Below are 15848 nucleotides of genomic sequence, written 5' to 3' on the forward strand. Positions count from 1 at the left end.
GCCCACTTAGCTCAGTTGGTAGAGCATCTCCATGGTAAGGAGAAGGTCCGCAGTTCGAATCTGCGAGTGGGCTCCATTCGACTCGGTTTGCCTATGGCAAACCTCGCTCATGGCAAGCCATCTATATTGAGTCGAATGTCCTGAGCGACTGTAAGGAGTCGAAGGGCGAGTGATAAGTTTTAGTCTGGGTGGTTACCGAAGTAGTCAAACGGACCTGACTGTAAATCAGGTGGCCCTGTGCCTTCGAAGGTGCAAATCCTTCACCACCCACCAGCCTTCGCTCAAGCTTCGGCTGGCGTGCCAGCCATAGTTTCAACGACGGTTGGCGGCCAGACGATATAGTAAAGCGGCTGTTCGCCGTAGTTTTAACGAAGGAGAACAAATTGTCAGTTGCCATAAGTAAATATACGCCGCCTTAGCTCAGCTGGTAGAGCAACACTTTTGTAAAGTGAAGGTCCCCGGTTCGAGTCCGGGAGGCGGCTCCAATAGCGTACATTTTGATTTATCAAAATGTTTGCAACGTCAGTAGTCCCGCCAGCGGGCGGGGCTCCAGTAGTGTATAAAACAGGATTAACTACTAAAAAATGTTTCTTTTCTTTTTCAATCCGTTTTTGCTAGGGTACTTTATTTTACCCGCGTCATTGTTTGCTCTGGCGGTCGGTTTCTATAAATATCGTCAAAAGGAATTATCCGTCAATCAGAAAGCAAAAAAAACTGCCTTTGTTTCAGCAGTTCTGGTTTTTGTTGTGTACACTGCCTACACAATTTATCTGATTTCAATCTCGACTAATTCAACCGCAATTTTGGGCGTAATAGAAATACCATTCTCTGGCATTCCGCTCGCATTATTTGCTTACGCAATTGAATGGTCCCTAGCATATTTGTTTTTTTCTAAAGTTACAAAGGAATCATATACCGGAGAAAATCATTCGCGACGGATAATCATTGCGGCTGTCGTAGTTGCACTCGTCGTAATTCTAGGATCGGTGGAAAGCTATAGAACCGCTCTTGCCATGAAAGTCAGCAATAGTACAAAGGCAGGGGAGATACAAAAAGTCTACGATTCTTTTTTTGTGAAGTACGATGATAAAATTCTGAGCCAAATTGCAAGTAATGAGTACACTCCTGTTGAGGTTTTAAACGAACTTGCCCACGATGATCGCGAACGTGTTCTTCACGAGGTTGCTCGTAATCCAGCAACGCCTCTCGAAGCGCTACGCTTTATGTATGAAAATCAGGGCAGCGAAAGATTTGGTGACAGATACGTAGCGTATGATCTCGCAGTTAATCCTAGTACACCGCTCGACATATTGCTTGAACTTAGCAAGAGCGATGATGATGTGGTTCGAAGCAATAGCACATATAATCCCAATCTTCCCCTTGAAATTTTGTGTGAGCTAAGCAAAGAGCAAAAGGGCGTAGTGTCGTCGCAGGCCAAGTCAAATATCAAAGCCCGCGGGGTCGCCTGTCCTTAGTTGACAGTTACCCCATTTTCTATCACACTGTGTTGACTTACTAGTATCAAAACAATAGAACGATATGTCCCAGGATAACCTGATAAAATTGGAGTGCACGGTTTGCAAGCGTGTTAACTACCATACTTTTAAGAATAAGAAGAAGATTAAGGAGCGTCTTGAGATCAAGAAGCACTGCGAATGGTGCAAGAAGCACACGTTGCATAAGGAAACGAAGTAACTAGTCGTGGATGGCTTATGGCAAGTAGCTGTAAGTAGCATTCATTCCGGGAAAGAATTAAACTATCAGGGTGTTATGACAATCTAGCGTTGCCATTTGCCAATGGCCTTTGCTAACTACGGGGGCGTAGTGAAGTGGCATCATGCGGGTCTCCAAAACCTAAGTCGTAGGTTCGATTCCTACCGCCCCTGCCAGAAAAATCCGTCACCATTTGGTGTACGGATTTTTCTGTTATTGGAAGGCGGAGTCGAACCTGGGGAAGGGGTCGGGGAACGGGAGTTCCCCGTGGCGGAATTATTCAAACCGAGGGGTTTGAAAGAGTCGCGGAGCGACGATGGTTCTAGCGAAGCGGATTCTACCGCCCCTGCCAGTTTGAGCTAGCACAAGAAGCATCGTTTCAAGAGAGTACACGTTAGGATCAATACCCAGGCGAAAGCCTGGGTATTGGCGTATTAGGGCGAAAGAATTGAATTTGCATATATGATATTATGTCCTTATGCGCGATGATGAACAGCCGGTATGTCCCAACTGTGGTTGGCCACTCCACATAGGCCAGCATGGGCCCCATCCTGAAGATGCTCCGAGAGAACCAACTCATCCATTGCCGGAGGATTTGGCTCATCGGTTTGTGAACGGCACTATTTTTAATGATGCTGAAGTAGTAGCTGAAGGAGAACATGGTGATATCTATCGAGGCTTTATTCGGGAGGAGCCGAATATTGGTATTCAAGCGGCGAAACTTCGGATAGATTTTCAGAAATCTAGTTCTTCAAATGCTGACACTCCAAAACAGGTACGCTTTGAATACGTACAGCCGGATAAAGTTGATTCAGAAAGTGATGTATTAGTGGCAGAAATGCATATCGCTCCATGGGGTAAAAATAAATTTGTTTTACAGCACCGTTACGTTCAACCTGAGTTTCAAGGTAAACTTGGTCTTGGGACTAAACTTTTGCAGCAGGTAGAAAGTTGGTTAGCGCAAGTGGCGAGTGAAAAGAAAGAGGATGTGATTCTCGAAGTAGATACAGGCCAGAAGGGAGTGATTTCTTGGGTCGAGAAAAATGGTTTTTCTGTTGATCCTGATCAAGTCAAAGAATTGCAGGAGGTTGTGGATCATCCTGACCGATATGCGCTCGAAGACGTTCCTGATGTTGACGGATTGACTAAACCCGAATTCATTTTTAGAAATGATACCCCGGGCAGAACCGTTATTGACGCAGTTCGTTTTACTTTTAGTAAGAAGATTTCTGGTTGAACAGAGTCCGCTCGAGGTGCATTGTTTTGATCATTGAAACAAGGCCCCAAAAGCCTTACTGGTGTTGACCGATTGAGGTTCGATCTCGAGGTGGCCTGCCAAAAGAGTTCTGTCTGTGAAAGGCCTTTTTAATACAGTAATCATTGACAAGGGATGCCTTTTTCCATACAGTGCTGCTCGTCGTGGATGTAGAAGATTCGTAAGTTTCAATTCACAACTCAGGGCTTGGTCGGCTCTGACCCACAGAGAAGCCGAAGAAATTCGGCAAGGAGGAACCATGACCGCAATCCGAAGAGTAGTTGATATGCTGGGGCTCAATTGCTTGCCGTTACTCGTCTCGTTCCGCAAGGCACATGACGATCGACGGCAGGGAGGTGCTCGCAAGCCGCGTCGCATCGCGCCTCGTGTGCTCATCCGCTGCGGATGCTGCAAGCAACGCGTCGAGGTGTGTGTTGATGAGCATCCGACGGGAGATCCTCATGTTGACATGCTCGAAATCAACGGCGTCTATGGCAGCATCGACCAGTGGCGACAGGTGCTGCTGCCACTCCTCGGTGTACCGATGCCGGACGCTGAGCGTCGCGAAGCTCGTCTCGCGCTCGTTCGCCGTCGTATGGTGAACGACGGCAGGATGAGGGAGGCGGGAGACTGCAGATCGTGTGGCGATCCGGCGGAAGAGCCTGAAGGCGAAGACGTTCCCGCCGGTCTCTGTTCGGAGTGCCAGGATATGCAGAAGAAGGGCTGGCTCAGCAACACGGAGCCCTCGCGACCACTGGTGCCACGCGCATCGGATCGGAGAGAGCCTCTTACCCGAAGTGGCCCGGCGTATTCGCTTTACGATCCAGCGCGTCAGGGCTGATCGAATGTGCGTGGGGCGGGTTCGGTTGGTTGCAACAAGCTTCCGACCGACCCGCCCTTCGTCCTTTTCAAACATTTTTTTATTTGAAGTTACTGAGCTCGAGGTGCGGCGTTTCGTTCATCTAAAATAGACCCCAAAAGCCTTACTGGTGTTGACCGATTGGGGGTTCGGTCTCGAGGCGGCCTGCCAAAAGAGTTCTGCCCGAGGAGGGCGGGACTTTTTTGTTTTTATTTTATTCAGATTCAATTTCTCTGTCTGATACCAGGTCTTTCGGCGAGATATGACAGTATCAGAATCTATATAAAATCGGTTTTTTGAAAATGCTGCCAGTCTTTTTGTTGCCATGTTCCGCCCCAGTCCCATCCATATTTCTTAAAAAGCTTAACCACATGGCCGTCCGCTACTATTGCTCCTGTCGCACCGGGGTCATATGTCGCCCCTGGAGGAAAGACTGTTCCATCAATCGCGACGTAAGGGTTTGTTGCCGGGTTGATATCTATAGCAAGGCCGTATGAGTGATTAGACGGCTTATTTGTGCCGTAGATCAAGCGGTAGTTAAATGCTGAAGTGTTATTCGCAGCCATGCTGTTCTCGTCAATCCAGTTGTAGGCGACAATCGGAAGCATTTTTTCAATTGGGAAGCGTATCTCATAAAGTTGCTTGAAAATCTCCAGTACTTCTTGTTGCACCTTTTTATTTATAACTAGTTGTCCTGTATGTGTTCTTTTGTCAAAAGAAATGTAGTCGATAGTCAAAAGAGCTTGGCTATGACGAACTTCGTCGGGCATTTGTCCAGCCAAGGATTCTTCTATTGTCATTGCGCTATCAATAATTTTGCTCATGTTTGCTCTCAGCAAGGTTATAACTTGCATATAAATATTATCATAAATAGGAACTCGTGATCGGGCCGTGTCACTTTTGTCACTTTTCACTAAATCCGCAGGTGCTCGAGGTGTGTCGTTTTGATCATCGGAAAAAGGTTCCAAACGCCTTACTGGTGTTGACCGATTCGGGTTCGGTCTCGAGGTGGCCTGCCAGAAAAATCCGTCACCGTTTTGGTGGACGGATTTTTCTGTTGTTGGGTGAAAGGAATCGAACTTGAGAAGGGGGTCGTAACTGCAAGAGGAGAAGAAAAATTAGATTATGATAGAATAAGGTTATGAAAATTGCAGATATCAATAAGTATAGTTGGATAAAAAATTGGGGTGGAAACTGGAGTTTCCTGACGTGTTTTTACTTTGCCAATTACTATACAGGTGAAATGTGGAAGCAGATGGGTAAGGGTATAAAAAAAGCCGTCATCATTTCGAATAATGGATATGGTTTTTGTTATTTCGATCCTAGTGATCGAGAATTATATGGAAAATACATAGGACTAAAAATAGGTAAGAATAAAGCGGCAGCTTTGAAATTTAGTAATGAACTAAAAAATCAAGCCGACACCTTGATTGAATATACTCACAAGTTAAGGAAGATGAAGACCGTTTCCTCAGTAGAGTATTATGATTTTCTGAGAAAATTTCTAGCATATTCTGGCCCGCACATGAGCATTCGGCCTACAGTTGATTATCTGCCAGAAAAACAGGTGAGACTGGTTCTGCCAATTTTCGAAAAAACTAGATTGTACGTAGAGGATGTTTATTTTGCGACAGAAGTGTTTATGCGTCATTGGGCCGAACAATTATCTGAACGAATGCGAGTCAATCCAAAATTCATACTCTCTTGCACGCCGTCCGAAATTAAGAATTATTGGCTTCATCAAAAGCTACCACCAACAAAGATTTTAAAAGCGCGATTTGTATCAAGCGGTATTATTTTTGATCGATTAGAAAACAAGGTTTTTGTTGGCCGCACCGTGGAAAGAATTGAAAAACTTCTTCAAGGCAGGCCGGACAAAAAAGAAATTAAGGGCCAAACAGCCTACGGAGGATTGGTTAAAGGTAACGCAAGAATCATTTTTAATCCTACGGTTCATAGCGCGCGAGTTTTTCAGAAGGGCGATATATTAATTACTGGAATGACAAGGCCAGAATTTTTACCTTTGATGCGAAAAGCTGGTGCAGTTGTTACAGATGCTGGAGGTATTTTAAGTCACGCTGCAATTACAGCCCGTGAAATGAAAATACCGACCGTCATAGGCACTACTGTTGCGACCAAAATTTTCAAAGATGGTGATATGGTTGAAGTTGATGCCACCCACGGAGTAGTAAGAATACTAAAATCACAGTAGCTCGAGGTGCATCATTTTTGCCATCAAAATAAGGCCCCAAAAAGCCTCACTGGTGTTGATTGATTGGGGTTCGATCTCGAGGTGGCCTGCCGTAGAAGGAGGAGTGTCCGAATGGCTGTTCGTCTTTTCTGTTATATGAGTTGTCTAGACAGGTGTGTGTGCCTTCACTATACTACTTACTATATGGATGAATCACTTATCATACAAAAGCTGGTTTCCTTGGATGAAAAGATTAGTGGTATTGCGACTCAAGACAGCCTGATAAAACTTTCTGATGACATCACGCAGGCACTTGATGACCAGCTTGTTATTTTGCAAAGATTGGATTAAGAGAGGCTTTTCACTATGGAACGAATAAAGAGAATTGAAGCGGATGTTGAAGAATTAAAATTACAACTGAAAGTGGCTTAAGAGCTTCGACTTCATCTACCGCCCTTGCCAAAAGAGTTCTGCCCGTCGGGGCGGGACTCTTTTTACGTGAGAGAATATTGAAAAAGAGGGTATTTTTTATTGTAGAAAGATAGTACAGCGAGAATCAGAGGTATGGTAAACTGATTTTGCTGACTAAATGACTCTATGAGAACTAGAAAAGAATTAGAGAGGTATGTTACTTCAGTCGGAAAGGATATTAAGGATTGTAGAATAGCTGTCGGTTCACTCATTTTTGACAAGGAAAATAAAGTCATACTACTTGAACGTGGAGATAGTTCACGCGATAGTGCTGGTAAGTTTGAAGGTGTAGGCGGGGGTGTTGACGCCGCCGAAGAAAATTTGCACGAAGCGCTACAACGAGAGATACATGAGGAAATCGGTGAAGTTCAGGTTGATATAAAAGAGTTACTCACCGTAATGATTCTACCAGGCTCGACGGGCGGTACGTGGGTTGTTCCAATTTATTTATGTAGATTAAAAAGCGGGGAGCCAATAGTTATGGAGCCTGATAAGATAGTTAAAATACATCATTTCAAGCTGGGGGACATACCCTACAATAAGCTGAGCGCGTATCAGAAAAGTACGATGGATGCTTATCGTGAGAAGTACGGCCAAGAAGTATTTGACGTTCTTTCGAGTTGACTTGCAGAAGGGATTATCTGTTTGGACTCACTACGTAAGCGAAATATGAAGTTTGATAATTTTGAAATTTACGAAAGAATTTATAGTAGCCATTGGTTTCTGACTTCCTACAATGGAATCGGATTTATTTTTGATTTCCCAAAAATCGGCGGTGGCAATTTTCTAAAGAAAGTCATTTATGTGATGGAAAATCAGATGTGTCGCTATATATTTAATCATAAGGAGTTTGAGCTGGCTGCCAACTATACTGCCGATAAATTAATCAATAATAACAAATGGAGAAAAGAAGTTTACGAAAAAATTGATTATTTTACAAAACAGTATTTTGATGCAGGAGAAAATTTAAGAGATTCAAATTTATCTTTGCTCTCTAACAAAGAGCTAATTAAACGCATTCGACGAATAATTGTTTTTCAGCATTACCATCAAGTCTACAGTGTTTTGGCCAATGGAGTAGTTTTAGATGGCCGCAATCATATGTCGAATAAAATTCGAGATGAATTACGAAATAATTTAAACTTCCCTCCGAAGTTTGAGAATTATTGGAGCACATTAACTCAAATTACGAGGATGAGTCTTCGGCAGAAAAAAGATTATGAAATTTCTCTTTTAGCAAAAAAGGTTGGAATACTAACTCAGAAACAAATTGAATCAAAATTAAAAAAGCTGCATAAAGAGTATTGTTGGCTCGACTATAATAATATGGGACCGGCAACGTCGTTTGATGCGTTTCGACAGCAACTTAAAATGGCAAAGCGGAGCGATAAGGACTTGAATGTACCGAAGCGTTTGGCAGTTTTGAAGAAAAAACAAAGACAATTGATGTCTACATTGAAATTTAACCGAAGGTCTAGATTTTTGATTGCATTAGCCCAACAGGTGATTTGGCAGAAAGGGTATCGAAAGGATGTTCAGTATCATGGATTTTATTGCTATGAGCCCTTGTTGCAAGAGCTCGTAAGAAGAAAAAAAGTTTCTGATTGGCAAACATTGAGTTTCCTATTCCCTTGGGAACTTGAGGGTTATATAAAATCAAATAAACCGACCACTGCTGAATTGGAACAAAGGCGCAAGCTTTCAGTCTTTATGGTGACAAGAGCGGGACATTCAATCATGGTAGGAAAAAAAGCAAAGATGACTGTAAAAAAATTTGGATCACTTGAAAATTTTACAAGTGTAACCGAAGTAAGGGGTCAAGTTGCGTATACAGGATTAGTTCGCGGTAAGGTTAAAATCATTCAAACTCCGTCAGACATGGTCAAAATGAACAAAGGGGATGTTCTCATGTCCCAGGCAACCAGTCCTGATTTACTGCCCGCAATGAAAAAAGCTGGTGCAATTGTTACGAATACCGGTGGTTTAATTTGCCATGCTGCAATAACTTCTCGCGAATTAAAGATTCCTTGTGTAGTTGGCACAGCAAAAGCAACCTTAGTCTTTAAAGACGGAGATTTGGTAGAGGTTGATGCAACTAGCGGAGTCGTAAAAATAGTAAAATCAGAATAGCTCGAGGTGCGTCGTTTTCGTCTTCGAAACAAGGCTCCAAACGCCTTACTGGTGTTGACCGACCGGGGTTCGATCTCGAGGTGGCCCGCAGCAACAAATCTGCCTTAAACGGCAGGTTTTTTATTACTCAAAACGACAGGCATCGTGAAGTTAGAACTGTGATAGAATGTATGTATGACCTTTTTACAAAAAACTATATTTGTTCTGATTATCCTGCTTATCCCCATAGCCTTTTTGCTAGGAGGTTTTCTTGGCAATTTGAAATATGCAGCACCTTTGGCACACTGTAATCCTGCCTCCGTGCCATATGAAAACGCTGAAACCCAAGAAGTATCTCTACCGATGAGTACTATGTTCAGAAACTATTATGGACATACGTATAATTTTAGTGGTCATATTGTGCCTAAAGGGGTCAGTCTAAAAGATTATTATTCAACATTTAACTCTGGTGGTTTTCATTATCTTAAAACTACCAATGGAGAGGTAGTCGCTTGTGGATTTTATAAGTAGCGAGCGGGGACTAATCGCAAATCAGGAACATAAATAAACTCACACTGCCGCTGAATAATGGTTTTGACGTCCTCCACGATGCCCTGCCATCAGAAACGACCCGTAAACTCGGGTCGTTTCTGGTAGAGGGGAGTGGGACATAGAACTGTGATAGAATATTTAAGTATGCAAAAAATTACTACAAGCGAGTACGCGGATTTGACACAGCACGAACTAGAGGCGCTGAAACATGAGTTTAACCTTGCGGATGCACATACTCATCAATCGCAATCGCTCACCCAGCGGAAGATTATAAGTCGACTACCAAGCCTCTGGTACCAATCGGAAAGAGCCACACAGGTCGAAATGGAGAATAAATTTATTCGTTCTTTTTTTCAGTATCATCAACAGCCTACGGCATTGAAAACACCTTCATTGTTAGTCTATGCAGCCTCCATTGGGATGGTAATTGTCTCTAACTATTTCAAGAAAAAACAACTGTCCGTTCAGCTGATAACCCCTTGTTTTGATAATCTTCCTGACCTACTAAGAAATCTTGGAGTACCAATTAAGCCGTTGCGAGAAGAGTTATTAGAGGACGCTAGTGCTATTTATCAGAATCTAGAGCGACATTGTAAAAGTGACGTTATTTTTCTTGTCTCTCCCAATAATCCGACGGGGTTTGAACTTACAGGTAACGTAGGCACTGACTATAAGGCACGATTTAAGGAACTGATTCGCTTTGCCAAGAATCATAATAAAATCCTTGCGTTCGACTTTTGTTTTGCTTCGTTTATAGTGCAGGATGCAAAAGTACCTACGTTTGATGTCTACAGCCTGCTAGAAAAATCGGGTGTGAGCTATATTGCCATTGAGGACTCTGGGAAAACGTGGCCGCTGCAAGATGCCAAGGTGGCACTTATTAAAGCGAGCAAGAATCTTTATCCTGAGCTCCACAATATTCATACGGCGTATTTGCTCAACGTTTCACCATTTATTTTGAATCTTGTAAGCGAGTATTGTGAAGATTCGATAAAAGACAAGGGTTCTAGTATCAAGAACCTGCTTGAACGAAATCGCAAGATTGTTAAAAAGGAATTAAGCGGAGACCTGCTTGAGTTTATGGAACCTGGCACACTTGTTAGTGTCGCGTGGTTCAAGATTAGAAATTCGAAGATTATGGCAACGACCTTGCAGAAGCATCTCTATCGCAAGGCAAGGGTGTACGTATTGCCAGGAACATACTTTTTTTGGGATAAGCCGACCAGGGGAGAAAGGTATATACGAATTGCCTTAGCGCGTGACACGATTATGTTCAAAAAAGCAATCGCAAAAGTTAAGAAGGCTCTCTATGCATACAGGTAAAGAACTCGCGATTCCTTTAGTATCCCCTATGCTTGACGGGGCGATAGATAAAGAGTCCATCAGACGCCTTGTGTCATTCTGCGAACCGTATGTGGATATATATGTTCCATGTCTTTCTTCGGGTGAAGGTGAGAAACTTAGTTCGAGTCAGTGGTCAGAAGTGGTTAGTGCAGTGAGAAGCGAAACAGACAAACCCGTCTATTGTGGGATTTTGAAAGAGGGAAAAGAAGAGGTACAACAGTATTTGGTTTTGGCGGCCAAGTATGGGTGTGAGGGCGTTGTTATTAAGGTGGAGATGCTTCATCCAAACAATGGTTTGGATTTTTCTGGCCTGAAGCTCATTCTTTATAATCAAGAGGGGTCTAAAGCAACGGCGGCTGAATTACTACAACTATCAAGGCATCCTCAAGTAGTCGCAATTAAAGACAGTTCTGAGAATGTAAGTTTATTCAACGAGCTCTCGGAGTCTTTAGCTCGGGAGGGGAGTGCGGTGAAATTATATCAAGGAATGGAAACCACGATTCTTCAAACGCCTGACGCCGATGGGATGCTCATTTCATTGGCTAATGTAGAGCCGAGCTTTTGTAGAAAACTGCTATCGGAGCAAGGTGGAAAGGCTGCACAAGAGCTCGATGGCTACATTGAGCGCTATAATCTAAAAGACGGTCAGTGGTATAAGTCCTTAAAAGAAGCCCTGTATAGTATGAAAGTCATTAACTCTCCGCAACTTGTTGGCCAGGAGTAATATGAAAAATATTTACGTAGATTCAGGCGTATTTTTGGCGATGCATAGCATTGATGAAAAAATCCGTGTTACGTGCAAGAACTTTTTTGTTGCCAATTTTTCAAAGCAGTTGTTCATGTTGCTGGAAGATGTTGGGCAGTGTGATGCCGTGATTTGGAAGGAAGAAAGAGAATTGCAGGATGCTTATTATCCATTCATGGACAACTTGCATACGTTGATGAAAATCGAGCGAGTTCCTTATAATAAGGGCGCCTTAGAGAATATTGATGAGCTACGGATAATTGATAGTAGTTTCTCTATCAGCGACCTTCTGACCTTGTCTCATGTTAAAGCGAGTGGTGCAGTACTGTATACACTTGGGGTATCTCGTTTGAAAATTGATAGCATATGTAAAGCCTTGCCTGAACAGGAGGCGAGTGAACTTAGTTTCGAGCAGCAGCTTGAGCGACTATATCAAGAGTCTTTAAAACTAAGAGTGGGTCAGTAGCTCCGTGTATACATATCAGGACGGTAACTAGATAAAGCAAAGTTCTGCAGTTGAAGTTCTAGTTTGATAGCTACCCAATTCTAGGTTCAAACTTGTGTACTAGCCCTGCCATCAGAAATGACCTATAAACTCGGGTCGTTTTTGATAGAGCGAAACAGGACATGGAACTGTGATAATATAACTTGATGAAAGACAAAGTCATTGTTATTACGGGTGGAAGCAAAGGCCTCGGCAAGGGTCTCGCTAATATTTTGGCAAATAACAGTAATAGAGTAGTCATTTGCGCTCGACATGAAGTTGAATTAGATAAGACTGCGAAAGAGATTGGCGCAATCCCTTTTCTTGCGGATGTGGCAAAAGAAGAGGATGTAGAATTGCTTGCCGCCTATGCTGTAAAAGAATTTGGATGCATTGATTTATGGATAAACAATGCCGGCATTTGGTTGCCCCATGCATCGATTGAAGACACCGATCTAAAAAAAGTGCAAGAGATGTTTTTGGTTAATGTGTTTGGTACGATGAATGGCTCAAAGATTGCGCTTACGCAAATGAGGAAACAGGGTCATGGAACGGTCGTTAACATTATTTCAACAAGCGGATTAATTGCTCGGCCTCAGTCGTCAGGATATGCGGCAAGTAAGTGGGCAGTTCGTGGATTTACTGATTCAATTCGTGAAGAAGTTAAGGGCACGGATATCCATGTTCTGAGTGTGTACCCCGGGGGCATGCAAACAGATCTATTTGGCGAACAGAAACCGGAAGAGATGAATAAGTATATGACGTTCGAATCAGTGGCAGAGAAAATTATTGAAAATTTAGATGCCCTGGAACCATTGACGGAACTAATCATCAAGCGCACGTAAGTTCTGTTCGTTTTTGATAGAAGGTGACGATGATTCTAGTCCCGCTGTGCGGGACGGATTCAACTATTTCCGAGCCGCTCCTTGTTACGATACGAGACATAGTTGAGTACCTCAAAATCCTATTTATGCGATACGATTACAAAATTAGCCGCGCTGTTTCATTCGCCATTGAAACGCACGAAATTAACCAAAAACAAAAGCGGAAGGGAAAAGATATTGCCTACATCACGCATCCTCTCACTGTTGGGCTTATATTGTCGCGCTGCGGTGCTAGTGACGAGGTCGTAGTGGCGGGCATACTGCATGATACTGTTGAGGATAGCGTTGACGATCACAAAGTAACTATCGCGATGCTTCAAGAACGTTTTGGTAAGAAAGTTGCTGAACTCGTTACTAGTGTCACCGAAACAAACCGAGCGCTGCCATGGAGTGAGCGCAAGCGTGAAGCACTCGAACATGTTGCATCATTTTCACATGAGGCGTTGCTGGTGAAATCCGCCGATGTCATTAGTAATGCAACCGAAATCATAGATGACCACAAGCATGATGGCGACTCAGTGTTTGCTCGTTTTAATGCGCCAAAGATTGATGTTCTTCAGAACTACTTATGGGTAATTACGGCCATTATTAAATGTTGGCCAGACAGCCCACTTGCAGAAGACTTGCGTTCCGTTGCTAATGGACTACAGGATATGGCTGCGCTTCATTTCATGCAGAACCATCGAGCTATTGTTATTGAGTATCGGGATTACAGTGAAGACATGCCTATTCAGTGCCCGGTGTGTGATTGGAGTGGTACGCCCAAGGAAAGTGGACTCCTCAATACTGACAGCCAGGCAGCGCTTGATGTCTCCTGCCGTAATTGCGACAAGATTCTGCTCGTCGTAGAGTATGCCTCTGGCAATGAGGTGGGTAACGAAAGTGAGATTGCATTTATTCCCAAGATGAAAAAGAAAATGGACGAAAGTAGCTAGGCATTGCTTCGAAGCACTTTCTTTTTAAGCTAGAGTGATCCTGGATCAAGCACCGCAAGCGTTTTCAAGTCTGGTACATAAAATCCGTTTGACTGCCGTATACTGGTTCTAACGTCCTCTATGATGCCCGCCAGTTTGAGCTAGCACGAGAAGCATCGTTTCAAGATAGTTAGAAATCAACACCCAGGTGAAAGCCTGGGTGTTGATGTTTGATAGGTAAACCAGAAAAGTTTGGAACTGTGATAAAATTACATAATGCAAGATGTTAACTTTTCAGTTGATGGAAAAAAGCTCACAGGTAACACTTTTTTCCAGAAACACTTCAGTTAAAAAATCCAGCCGCTTTGATTATTCATGGATGGGAGAGTAAACAGGACAGAGGTTTTTTATTAGCGGAGGCGCTCGCTGAACAACGTGACTAAAAAGTTTTATCACAAATTGCCAGGAGGGGGAGTTGAGGAAGGTGAAGACATTGAGACTGGATTGCGTCGAGAATCGTTTGAGGAGATTGGTTGTACAATTGAGTATATTCATGAGCTAGGAACTATTGAAGAATATCGAAATGAATGCAGAAACGGGGGAGGTCGGCATCAAATCTCACATTGCTTCATCGCCGAAATTGCTGGAGATACTTGAAGTTGCTATCGAGAAATTAGAAAGCGAGGCAAGTGTTGAAGATTATGAGGGCAAATTTATAAGATTAAGAGATCTTTTGTTTCTTAAAGAAGCAAGTTCGTGGATGCAGATCAATTGAAGCCCCTTCTTGATAGCTGTTGTTCTGCTGTGAGGTGGTTTTTAATAATAAAGTAATCATTGACAAAGAAAGTTTTTTTCAATAAGGTGTTGCTCGTCGTGGATGCGGAACGATTTTTAAAAACGAAGAAAGATTCAAATATTCGGTACGGAGGAATCATGAACGAGGTGAAAACATTGGCACAGGTCTTGGCAAGGATGACCTCAGAATTCATGCAAAGCGAAGCATTCAGGTTTCTCGCGAACCGGAGGCAGTATACGAATGAAGTGGTGCGTCGCGTCGATACATCCATCCCTGAGCTGAGGGTATTCGTTCAGGCAGTTATCTGTGTCTTCGGTAACAGAGGTGCTAGTGGGCTCACATTTGCCCTGGGTATCATCTTCCACTTGGTGGACCAGGATACACCAAGTCGGGTGTGGCTTGAAAAGCACTTGCTGTTGCTTGATGACGAGATTGTCGAGAGGGCCGTCGACACGTTGCAGGAGGAGCCCCGCTGTCTCGTTGCTGCGGGTGAGCGTTCATCCGCAGGTGCTTATGAGGTTGCGGGCACTATAGAAGGCATGGGTACTTTCGAGGGTGAAGATGCAGCCAGGGGCGCATTTGCAATCTTCGGATTACTGCAACAACTCGACAATGCACCCGCTGATGACGATCCTGGCTCTGCGTACTTGATTTAATCACCACGGGTAACACTCAGTGGTGCTGACAGGGGGGCGGTCTGATTGGTTGCAACAAGCTTCCAAACGGCCCGCCCCTCGTCCTGTCCAAATATTTAATTTTCATTTGAAACCATAGTTCTCAAGGTGGCCTGCCATCAGACATGACCCGTGAACTCGGGTCTTTTTTGGTAGAGAGGAGTAGCACATGGAACTGTGATAGTATTCGTACGTATGGAACTATTTCTAACATCGAGCGTTCACGCTGTGGCGCAAGACATTGCCAAGAAGATTAACCTTGTTAAGGCAAACAAGCTAGTGTTTATCACTACTGCCGCTGAGCCGAAAGAGGAAGGGGATTTAACCTGGCTTTATAACGATAGACAGGCGTTGGTCGATGCTGGCTTTAATGTCGTTGATTATACAATTACTAATAAGAACAAAAGCGAGCTAGAGCGTGACCTTGAGGGTTTCGACTACATCTATCTCTCAGGAGGGAATACCGCTTATCTTTTACAACAATCTCAAAAATCAGGATTTGTTGCTTTGGTAAAAGAACTCGTTCAGAAGAAAGGTAAAGTCTACATCGGGACTAGTGCAGGCTCAGTCATTGCCGGGCCGAGACTCTCTGATTACTACATTGACGAATCAACAGAGTTGGAAGACAAAAAAGGATATGGGTTTGTAAATTTTACAATTGTTCCGCATTGGGGTTCTGGTGATTTTAGAAAAACGTACTTAGGCGAGAGATTGAAGATTGTGTATAAAGAAGATCAAGTGCCCCTACTTCTTCTTACTGATAATCAATACGTTCACATAAAAGATGAGCAGATGAAGATCATTGATGTGAAAGAGTAAATCGTGAGTTTTTTATGAAGTTGCTAAAAACAATAAGT

Annotated in this window: 18 protein-coding genes and 4 tRNA genes; 20 read left to right on the forward strand and 2 right to left on the reverse strand. The window is 43.3% G+C overall.

From position 1 onward, the window contains the following. The 7 genes from WC052_03960 to WC052_03990 all read left to right on the forward strand — a co-directional run bounded on the left by WC052_03960 (position 1) and on the right by WC052_03990 (position 2950). Positions 1 to 76, forward strand: a tRNA-Thr gene (locus tag WC052_03960). A gap of 110 nt (positions 77 to 186) precedes the next feature. After that, positions 187 to 273: transfer RNA gene (locus tag WC052_03965), tRNA-Tyr, on the forward strand. 136 nt (positions 274 to 409) lie between these two features. Further along, positions 410 to 485, forward strand: a tRNA-Thr gene (locus WC052_03970). 99 nt (positions 486 to 584) lie between these two features. Next, positions 585 to 1475, forward strand: coding sequence for a hypothetical protein (locus WC052_03975; GenBank protein MFA7286786.1), 891 nt, complete (start codon positions 585 to 587; stop codon positions 1473 to 1475). Between the two features lie 64 nt (positions 1476 to 1539). Then, complete coding sequence (rpmG, locus tag WC052_03980; GenBank protein MFA7286787.1) at positions 1540 to 1695, forward strand: 50S ribosomal protein L33; 156 nt, start codon at positions 1540 to 1542, stop codon at positions 1693 to 1695. Positions 1696 to 1815: 120 nt separating this feature from the next. Continuing rightward, positions 1816 to 1889 (forward strand) — tRNA-Trp (locus tag WC052_03985). A 302-nt stretch (positions 1890 to 2191) separates the two neighbouring features. After that, positions 2192 to 2950, forward strand: a complete 759-nt coding sequence (locus WC052_03990) for a GNAT family N-acetyltransferase (GenBank protein MFA7286788.1) — start codon at positions 2192 to 2194, stop codon at positions 2948 to 2950. A 328-nt stretch (positions 2951 to 3278) separates the two neighbouring features. Here WC052_03990 and WC052_03995 read toward each other — a convergent pair whose 3' ends face one another. Both WC052_03995 and WC052_04000 read right to left on the reverse strand, forming a co-directional pair. After that, positions 3279 to 3884, reverse strand: coding sequence for a hypothetical protein (locus WC052_03995; protein MFA7286789.1), 606 nt, complete (start codon positions 3882 to 3884; stop codon positions 3279 to 3281). Positions 3885 to 4105: 221 nt separating this feature from the next. Beyond that, positions 4106 to 4651, reverse strand: coding sequence for a M15 family metallopeptidase (locus WC052_04000; protein ID MFA7286790.1), 546 nt, complete (start codon positions 4649 to 4651; stop codon positions 4106 to 4108). 317 nt (positions 4652 to 4968) lie between these two features. Here WC052_04000 and WC052_04005 point away from each other — a divergent pair, with 317 nt between their 5' ends. From WC052_04005 to WC052_04065, 13 genes are all read left to right on the forward strand, one after another. Then, complete coding sequence (locus WC052_04005; protein ID MFA7286791.1) at positions 4969 to 6039, forward strand: PEP-utilizing enzyme; 1071 nt, start codon at positions 4969 to 4971, stop codon at positions 6037 to 6039. A 183-nt stretch (positions 6040 to 6222) separates the two neighbouring features. Continuing rightward, the gene (locus WC052_04010) at positions 6223 to 6369 is read left to right on the forward strand and encodes a hypothetical protein (GenBank protein ID MFA7286792.1); all 147 of its coding nucleotides are present in this window, start codon (positions 6223 to 6225) and stop codon (positions 6367 to 6369) included. 246 nt (positions 6370 to 6615) lie between these two features. Beyond that, positions 6616 to 7113, forward strand: a complete 498-nt coding sequence (locus WC052_04015; protein ID MFA7286793.1) for an NUDIX domain-containing protein — start codon at positions 6616 to 6618, stop codon at positions 7111 to 7113. 45 nt (positions 7114 to 7158) lie between these two features. Next, the gene (locus WC052_04020; protein MFA7286794.1) at positions 7159 to 8619 is read left to right on the forward strand and encodes a PEP-utilizing enzyme; all 1461 of its coding nucleotides are present in this window, start codon (positions 7159 to 7161) and stop codon (positions 8617 to 8619) included. Between the two features lie 174 nt (positions 8620 to 8793). Then, a complete protein-coding gene (locus WC052_04025; GenBank protein MFA7286795.1) occupies positions 8794 to 9129 on the forward strand; it encodes a hypothetical protein in 336 nt (111 codons plus the stop codon). Between the two features lie 165 nt (positions 9130 to 9294). Continuing rightward, entirely contained in the window at positions 9295 to 10473 is a 1179-nt protein-coding gene (locus WC052_04030; protein MFA7286796.1) for an aminotransferase class I/II-fold pyridoxal phosphate-dependent enzyme, read from the forward strand. Further along, the gene (locus tag WC052_04035) at positions 10460 to 11218 is read left to right on the forward strand and encodes a dihydrodipicolinate synthase family protein (protein MFA7286797.1); all 759 of its coding nucleotides are present in this window, start codon (positions 10460 to 10462) and stop codon (positions 11216 to 11218) included. Before WC052_04030 ends, WC052_04035 begins: the two co-directional genes overlap by 14 nt. A gap of 1 nt (position 11219) precedes the next feature. Further along, positions 11220 to 11705, forward strand: a complete 486-nt coding sequence (locus WC052_04040; protein ID MFA7286798.1) for a DUF6190 family protein — start codon at positions 11220 to 11222, stop codon at positions 11703 to 11705. A gap of 185 nt (positions 11706 to 11890) precedes the next feature. Beyond that, positions 11891 to 12568 (forward strand): SDR family oxidoreductase, encoded by a 678-nt coding sequence (locus tag WC052_04045; GenBank protein ID MFA7286799.1) that lies wholly within the window; start codon positions 11891 to 11893, stop codon positions 12566 to 12568. A 29-nt stretch (positions 12569 to 12597) separates the two neighbouring features. Then, the gene (locus WC052_04050; GenBank protein ID MFA7286800.1) at positions 12598 to 13542 is read left to right on the forward strand and encodes an HD domain-containing protein; all 945 of its coding nucleotides are present in this window, start codon (positions 12598 to 12600) and stop codon (positions 13540 to 13542) included. 562 nt (positions 13543 to 14104) lie between these two features. Then, positions 14105 to 14296 (forward strand): hypothetical protein, encoded by a 192-nt coding sequence (locus WC052_04055; GenBank protein ID MFA7286801.1) that lies wholly within the window; start codon positions 14105 to 14107, stop codon positions 14294 to 14296. Positions 14297 to 14355: 59 nt separating this feature from the next. After that, positions 14356 to 14973, forward strand: coding sequence for a hypothetical protein (locus WC052_04060; protein ID MFA7286802.1), 618 nt, complete (start codon positions 14356 to 14358; stop codon positions 14971 to 14973). 213 nt (positions 14974 to 15186) lie between these two features. Beyond that, positions 15187 to 15810, forward strand: coding sequence for a Type 1 glutamine amidotransferase-like domain-containing protein (locus WC052_04065; protein ID MFA7286803.1), 624 nt, complete (start codon positions 15187 to 15189; stop codon positions 15808 to 15810). Positions 15811 to 15848 lie beyond the last annotated feature (38 nt).

It is taken from the genome of Patescibacteria group bacterium, assembly GCA_041675205.1.
GTDB lineage: Bacteria > Patescibacteriota > Patescibacteriia > GWA2-46-9 > GWA2-46-9 > JBAYUF01.

Bases quoted from the DNA above. Each gene is read 5' to 3' on its own strand.
- WC052_03975 (MFA7286786.1), top strand. From the start codon at position 585: ATGTTTCTTTTCTTTTTCAATCCGTTTTTGCTAGGGTACTTTATTTTA.
- rpmG (MFA7286787.1), top strand. From the start codon at position 1,540: ATGTCCCAGGATAACCTGATAAAATTGGAGTGCACGGTTTGCAAGCGT.
- WC052_03990 (MFA7286788.1), top strand. From the start codon at position 2,192: ATGCGCGATGATGAACAGCCGGTATGTCCCAACTGTGGTTGGCCACTC.
- WC052_03995 (MFA7286789.1), bottom strand. From the start codon at position 3,884: ATGTTTGAAAAGGACGAAGGGCGGGTCGGTCGGAAGCTTGTTGCAACC.
- WC052_04000 (MFA7286790.1), bottom strand. From the start codon at position 4,651: ATGAGCAAAATTATTGATAGCGCAATGACAATAGAAGAATCCTTGGCT.
- WC052_04005 (MFA7286791.1), top strand. From the start codon at position 4,969: ATGAAAATTGCAGATATCAATAAGTATAGTTGGATAAAAAATTGGGGT.
- WC052_04010 (MFA7286792.1), top strand. From the start codon at position 6,223: ATGGATGAATCACTTATCATACAAAAGCTGGTTTCCTTGGATGAAAAG.
- WC052_04015 (MFA7286793.1), top strand. From the start codon at position 6,616: ATGAGAACTAGAAAAGAATTAGAGAGGTATGTTACTTCAGTCGGAAAG.
- WC052_04020 (MFA7286794.1), top strand. From the start codon at position 7,159: ATGAAGTTTGATAATTTTGAAATTTACGAAAGAATTTATAGTAGCCAT.
- WC052_04025 (MFA7286795.1), top strand. From the start codon at position 8,794: ATGACCTTTTTACAAAAAACTATATTTGTTCTGATTATCCTGCTTATC.
- WC052_04030 (MFA7286796.1), top strand. From the start codon at position 9,295: ATGCAAAAAATTACTACAAGCGAGTACGCGGATTTGACACAGCACGAA.
- WC052_04035 (MFA7286797.1), top strand. From the start codon at position 10,460: ATGCATACAGGTAAAGAACTCGCGATTCCTTTAGTATCCCCTATGCTT.
- WC052_04040 (MFA7286798.1), top strand. From the start codon at position 11,220: ATGAAAAATATTTACGTAGATTCAGGCGTATTTTTGGCGATGCATAGC.
- WC052_04045 (MFA7286799.1), top strand. From the start codon at position 11,891: ATGAAAGACAAAGTCATTGTTATTACGGGTGGAAGCAAAGGCCTCGGC.
- WC052_04050 (MFA7286800.1), top strand. From the start codon at position 12,598: ATGATTCTAGTCCCGCTGTGCGGGACGGATTCAACTATTTCCGAGCCG.
- WC052_04055 (MFA7286801.1), top strand. From the start codon at position 14,105: ATGAATGCAGAAACGGGGGAGGTCGGCATCAAATCTCACATTGCTTCA.
- WC052_04065 (MFA7286803.1), top strand. From the start codon at position 15,187: ATGGAACTATTTCTAACATCGAGCGTTCACGCTGTGGCGCAAGACATT.